Source organism: Dietzia sp. Cai40 (genome assembly GCF_014145165.1).
Classification (GTDB): Bacteria; Actinomycetota; Actinomycetes; order Mycobacteriales; family Mycobacteriaceae; genus Dietzia; species Dietzia natronolimnaea.
This window is the reverse complement of the sequence record NZ_JAALEB010000094.1, coordinates 1-5617: the sequence shown is the minus strand read 5'-3', so window position 1 is coordinate 5617 and position 5617 is coordinate 1. Positions and strand designations below refer to the sequence as shown.

The following is a 5617-nucleotide window of genomic DNA, read 5'->3' as shown; positions in this document are numbered from 1 at the left end:
TCCGCCGCCGCGTCCGCCGCCGGTGTCTCCGCCGGTGTCGCCGCCGGGTCTCCGGATCCCAGGGTGGCCCGGATCGCGGCCGCCACCCCGGGGCCGATCCCGGGGACCGCACAGAGGTCGTCGATCCCGGCCGCCCGGAGAGCGGACACGGTGGGGAACTTCTCGAGCAGCGCGGCCCGTCGTGCGGGCCCGAGACCGGGCACCTGGTCGAGGACCGACGTCGTCATCCTCTTGGACCTGGCCCCCCGGTGCGCGCGGATCGCGAAGCGGTGTGCCTCGTCGCGCAGACGCTGGAGGAGGAACAGCCCCTCGCCGTGCCGGGGGAAGATGACCGGGTACTCCTCCCCGGGCAACCAGATCTCCTCGAGCCGCTTGGCGATCCCGATCACCGGGACGTCGGTGACGCCGAGCTCGGACAGGACCTCGGCGGCGGCCTCCACCTGGGGTCGGCCGCCGTCCACCACGAAGAGCTGGGGAGGGTAGGCGAATCGGCGGGTCGGGGTGGACCCGCCCGCCCCCGCGTCGTCGGGCTCGGCCCTGTCGTCGACGGGGCCGTCGGTGTCATCGGGGGTCACCGCCGGCTCCTCGTGGTGCCGCCGGAACCGTCGGCGGGTCACCTCGGCGATGCTCGCGACGTCGTCGGAGTGACCGTCGCCGGCCGCCTCGCGGATCCGGTAGAGGCGGTAGTCGCTCTTGCGGGGCAGCCCGTCCTCGAACACCACCAGTGAGGCCATGACGTCGGTGCCCTGGGTGTGCGAGATGTCCACGCACTCGATCCGGAGGGGGGCCGTGTCGAGCTCCAGGGTCTCCTGGATCTCCTGCAGCGCGGCCGACCGTGCGGTCAGGTCACCGCTGCGGCGCAGTTTGTGCTGGGTCAGGGCCTCCACCGCGTTGCGTCGGACGGTCTCGGCCAGCGAGCGCTTGTCGCCGCGCCGGGGGATCCGCAGCGACACACGGGATCCGCGCAGGGTGGAGAGCCAGTCGGCGAGCTCGTCGGCGTCCTCCGGGAGGGCCGGTACCAACACCTCCCGTGGCACCGCGGCGGCGAGATCCGCGCCCGAGTCTGCGCCCCCGGCCAGGTCGGCCTCCCCTCCGTAGAACTGGGCGAGGTAGTCCGAGACGACACCGGGGACCGCGAGCGCCGGGTCGAACCGGCCGTCGGCGTCCACCCCGTGTGCGTGCTCGACCACCCATCCGCGCTGGCCGCGGATGCGCCCGTTGCGGACGTGGAAGACCTGGACGGAGACCTCCAGCTCGTCGGCCTCGACGCCCACGACATCGGCGTCGGTACCGTCGCCCAGGACCACGGCCTGCTTCTCCATGGCCCGCCTCATCGCGCCGAGATCGTCCCGCAGCCGGGCCGCGCGCTCGAAATCCAGGTCCTCGGACGCCTCGAGCATCCGCTTCTCGATCCGCTTCATGATGACGTCGGTCCGGCCGGCGAGGAAGTCGCAGAGTTCGTCGACTATCTCGCGGTGCTCGTCCGCGGTCACCCGACCGATACACGGGGCGGCGCACTTGTCGATGTAGCCGAGTAGACAGGGGCGGCCGAGCTGGGCCTGTCGTCGGAACACCCCGGCCGAACACGACCGCACCGGGAACACCCGTTGGAGTGTGTCGAGCGTGTCCCGGATCGCCCACGCGTGGGAATAGGGACCGAAGTAGCGGGTCCCGGCCCGGCGCGGCCCCCGGTAGACGAATGCGCGCGGGAACTCCTCCCCCACCGTCACCGCCAGGAGCGGGTAGGTCTTGTCATCCCGGTACCGCACGTTGAAGCGGGGGTCGTACTTCTTGATCCACGTGTACTCCAGTTGGAGCGCCTCCACCTCGGTGGAGACGACGGTCCACTGGACGCCCGCGGCGGCGGTGACCATCTGTCTGGTGCGCGGGTGGAGCAGGGTGAGGTCGGCGAAGTACGACCCGACCCGGCTGCGGAGGTTCTTGGCCTTGCCCACGTAGATGACGCGGCCCTGGGCGTCGCGGAACCGGTAGACCCCCGGTTCCGTCGGGATGGAACCGGGGGCTGGGCGGTAGGTGCGCGGGTCGGCCACGACGACTCAGCGGTCGGCGACGGTTTCGGGATCGGCGGCCGAGGGCTTGTACCGGCGGACCGTCTCCCGCATGGTGCCCATGGCCTCGACCGCGTCCTGACCGTCGACGGTGAGGATGGCCCAGACGCCGACGTGCTCGTAGGCCGGTAGTTCGAGCCGGGGCCACATGCTCGACCGGGGGAACGTGATCCCCACGACGTCCTGCCAGTCCCAGAGCCGCGAACGCAGTGGTCCGCGGACCTCGACCCCCTGCTCGCCCACCCGCACCCTGATCCGGAGGAGGGTGAGCAGGACGCCGGCGAAGATCAGACCGATCGCCACGAAGGCGAGCTGGTCGGCGATCCCGATGGTGACCCCGGTGTCGTCGCGGACCAGCACGACAGCCCAGACGACGTGGGCGAGGACGGTCAGGATCGCCAGCGCGATCACGGCGATCCGGAGTCGTCGTGGACGGTGCTCGAAGTCCCAGTGGTCGAGATCCGGGCGCTCGAGGTCCGAACGCCCGGTCATCGTCCGGCCCGCAGGTCGCGCAGGGTGACGGCCGCCCGGAGAGCGGCGGCGACCGCCTCCCCGCCCTTGTCCTCGGTGGCACCCTCGTGCCCGTCGCGGTCGCGGGCCTGGGACTCGTTCTCGGTGGTGAGGACCCCGTGGGCGACCGGGGTGGCCTCGTCGAGCGCGATCCGGGTCAGGCCGTCGGTCACCGAGCTGCAGACGTAGTCGAAATGCGGGGTCGAACCCCGGATGACCACCCCGAGGGCCACCACGGCGTCGTGCGACCTGGCGAGCTCCTGGGCGACCACCGGGAGCTCCACGGCCCCCGTGACACGGGCGACGGTGACCACAGCGCCGGAGGTCTCGGCCACCGCGAGGGCCCGGTCCATCAGTTGCGTGCAGATCTCGTCGTGCCAGGTGGAGGCCACCACGCCCAGCCGCAGACCGCGGGCATCGGGGATCACCAATTCCGGCCTACCGGTGCCGCTCATCGCCGATCCTCTCCGTTCGTGTCCGGGTCGATCCCGTCGTCCAGGCCCTCGAGCAGGTGGCCCATCCGGTCCCGCTTGGTCCGCAGGTACCGGAGGTTCTCCGGGGTCACCGCGGTGGGCATGGGGACCCGCGCCACCACCTCGACCCCGCCGGCACGGAGGGCGTCGGCCTTGGCGGGGTTGTTGGTCATCAGCCGCACGCGCGTCACCCCGAGATCACGCAGCATCTGCGCGGCCAGGCTGAAGTCCCTGGCATCGGCGGGCAATCCGAGATCGAGGTTCGCGTCCACCGTGTCGCGGCCGTCGTCCTGCAGTTGATAGGCGCGGAGCTTCTGCACCAGGCCGATCCCCCGGCCCTCGTGACCGCGCATGTAGAGGACCACCCCGCGTCCCTCCTCACACACCGAGGCGACGGCCGCGTCGAGTTGCGGACCGCAATCGCAGCGCAGCGAGTGGAAGACGTCCCCGGTGAGGCACTCGGAGTGGATGCGGACCGACACGGGCTCGTCGCCCGAGATGTCCCCGGCGACCATGGCCACGTGCTCGACCCCCTGGAGGACGTCGCGGTACCCGTGGGCGGTCATCGTCCCGGCAGGGGTGGGGATGCGGGCGGCGGCCTCGTGGATCACCTGCACCTCGTGCGCCCGCCGCCAGTCCTGCAGGGCCTCGATCGTGATCAGCGCGAGCCCGTGCTCGTCGGCGAAGCGCCGCAGTTCCGGGGTCCGGGCCATGGTGGTCGGATCGTCCTCGGACACGATCTCGCAGATCACCCCGGCGGGTCGCAGGCCGGCCAGGCGGGCGAGGTCCACCGCCGATTCCGTGTGACCCGGCCGGGTGAGCACCCCGCCGGGCCGCGCGCGCAGCGGCACCACGTGACCCGGGCGGGTGAAGTCCCCGGGAACGGCCTCGGTGGAGGCCAGCATGCGGGCGGTGCGCGCCCGGTCGGCGGCGGAGATCCCGGTCGAGACACCGGTACGGGCGTCGACGGTCACCGTGTAGGCGGTGTCGTGCCGGTCCTCGTTGATCGCCCGCATCGGCGGTAGATCCAGGCGGAGGCAGTCCTCGGCCTCGAGCGCGACGCAGACGTACCCCGACGAGTAACGCACGAGGAAGCCCATGAGCTCGGGGGTCGCGAGTTCGGCGGCGAAGATCAGGTCGCCCTCGTTCTCTCGGTCCTCGCTGTCCACCACGACCACGGCTCGTCCCGCCGCGATGTCGGCGATGGCGCGGTCGATGCCGTCGAAGGTGGTCACTGCTGCGGGTTCTCCTCGGTACTCATCAAACCCGGGCGTCGGCCGCGGGCACGGCCACAAGTATGGCGCATCCGGTCACCGGGACCGGCCACCGCGTCCGCCGAGGAGACGCTCCACGTACTTGGCCAGGACATCGACCTCGAGGTTGACCGCGTCCCCCGGGGTCAGGCCGCCCAGGATCGTGTCCTCCAGCGTGGTGGGGATGAGCGAGACCTCGAACCACGGCTCGGTCTGGTCCAGCGGACTGACCGCCGACACGGTGAGAGAGGTACCCGACACCGTGATCGACCCCTTCTCCACCACGTAGCGGGCGAGGTCCTGCGGCAACGAGACGCGCACCACGTGCCACTGGTCGTGCTCCGTCCTGCTGATCACCGCGCCGGTCCCGTCGACGTGCCCCTGGACGATGTGTCCGCCGAACCGCGCGTCCGCCCGCATCGCCCGCTCCAGGTTCACCGGGTCACCGGGGTTCAGCGCGCCCAGGGCGGTGCGGTCGAGGGTCTCGGCCATGACGTCGGCGTCGAAGCCCTCTCCGGCGGTGAACCCCGTGACGGTGAGGCAGACGCCGTTGACGGAGATCGACTCACCGTGACGGGTGTCCGACGTGACGAGGGGTCCGCGGATCCGCAGTCGCGCGGAGTCCCCGACGGTCTCGACCGATTCCAGCGTGCCGAGTTCCTCGACGATTCCGGTGAACATCAGTGTGGTCCTCTCGTGGGTGTGGTCATGCGTGCCGAGTGATCCGCGCGGTCATGCGGTGCGTCTGGTCAGGCGGAGGTAGACGTCACGTCCCAGGGTCGCGGTCTCGCGCACGTCGAAGCCGTGGGCCCCGGCGAGCGTGTCGACCCCGGCACCCTGGACGGCGGACCGACCGTCTCCCAGCACGATCGGGGCGAGGTAGGCCTCGACCTCGTCGACGAGCCCGGCGGCGAGGAACGCCCCGGCCAGACGGGGGCCGCCCTCGACCAGGACGTGCTGGACGTCGCCGAGCATCGCGAGCGCCTCCGCGGGATCGCGGGTGGCCAGGTGCCTGAACCGGCCGTCGGAACCCCGCACGGCGGCGTCCGGGGGCACCGGGGTCAGTCCCATCACCGCCCGGAGTGGTTGCCGATCCGTGGGCGCCCCGTCGTCGGACCGGGCGGTGAGCGAGGGGTCGTCGGCGGCGCGGGTCCCCGAACCGACGACGACGACGTCGATCTCCTGCCGTCGTCCGTGCACGTGATGTCGTGACTCGGGGCCGGTGATCCATCGGCTGCTGCCGTCGGCCGCGGCCACCCGGCCGTCCAGGGTGGCCGCGTACTTCCAGGTGACGTACGGCCGGCCCGAGCGT

6 protein-coding genes are annotated in these 5617 nt (G+C 71.8%); all 6 read right to left on the bottom strand.

Annotated elements, in window-relative coordinates; all coding sequences use genetic code 11:
- A partial coding sequence (gene uvrC, locus G6022_RS04625) for an excinuclease ABC subunit UvrC (RefSeq protein ID WP_182691073.1) occupies positions 1–2051 on the bottom strand: 2051 nt, incomplete at its 3' end.
- Between the two features lie 6 nt (positions 2052–2057).
- Positions 2058–2561, bottom strand: coding sequence for a PH domain-containing protein (locus tag G6022_RS04620; protein ID WP_182609492.1), 504 nt, complete (start codon positions 2559–2561; stop codon positions 2058–2060).
- On the bottom strand, positions 2558–3034 hold the full coding sequence (gene ribH / locus G6022_RS04615) for a 6,7-dimethyl-8-ribityllumazine synthase (protein ID WP_182639427.1): 477 nt from the start codon (positions 3032–3034) through the stop codon (positions 2558–2560). Before ribH ends, G6022_RS04620 begins: the two co-directional genes overlap by 4 nt.
- Complete coding sequence (locus G6022_RS04610) at positions 3031–4287, bottom strand: bifunctional 3,4-dihydroxy-2-butanone-4-phosphate synthase/GTP cyclohydrolase II (RefSeq protein WP_182609493.1); 1257 nt, start codon at positions 4285–4287, stop codon at positions 3031–3033. The genes ribH and G6022_RS04610 overlap by 4 nt, the downstream gene beginning before the upstream one ends.
- A 75-nt stretch (positions 4288–4362) precedes the next feature.
- Positions 4363–4986: a riboflavin synthase gene (locus G6022_RS04605; protein ID WP_182639424.1), complete on the bottom strand. Its 624-nt coding sequence runs from the start codon at positions 4984–4986 to the stop codon at positions 4363–4365.
- Positions 4987–5037: 51 nt separating this feature from the next.
- The coding region (locus G6022_RS04600; protein WP_182691071.1) for a RibD family protein at positions 5038–5617 on the bottom strand (580 nt) is incomplete at its 5' end.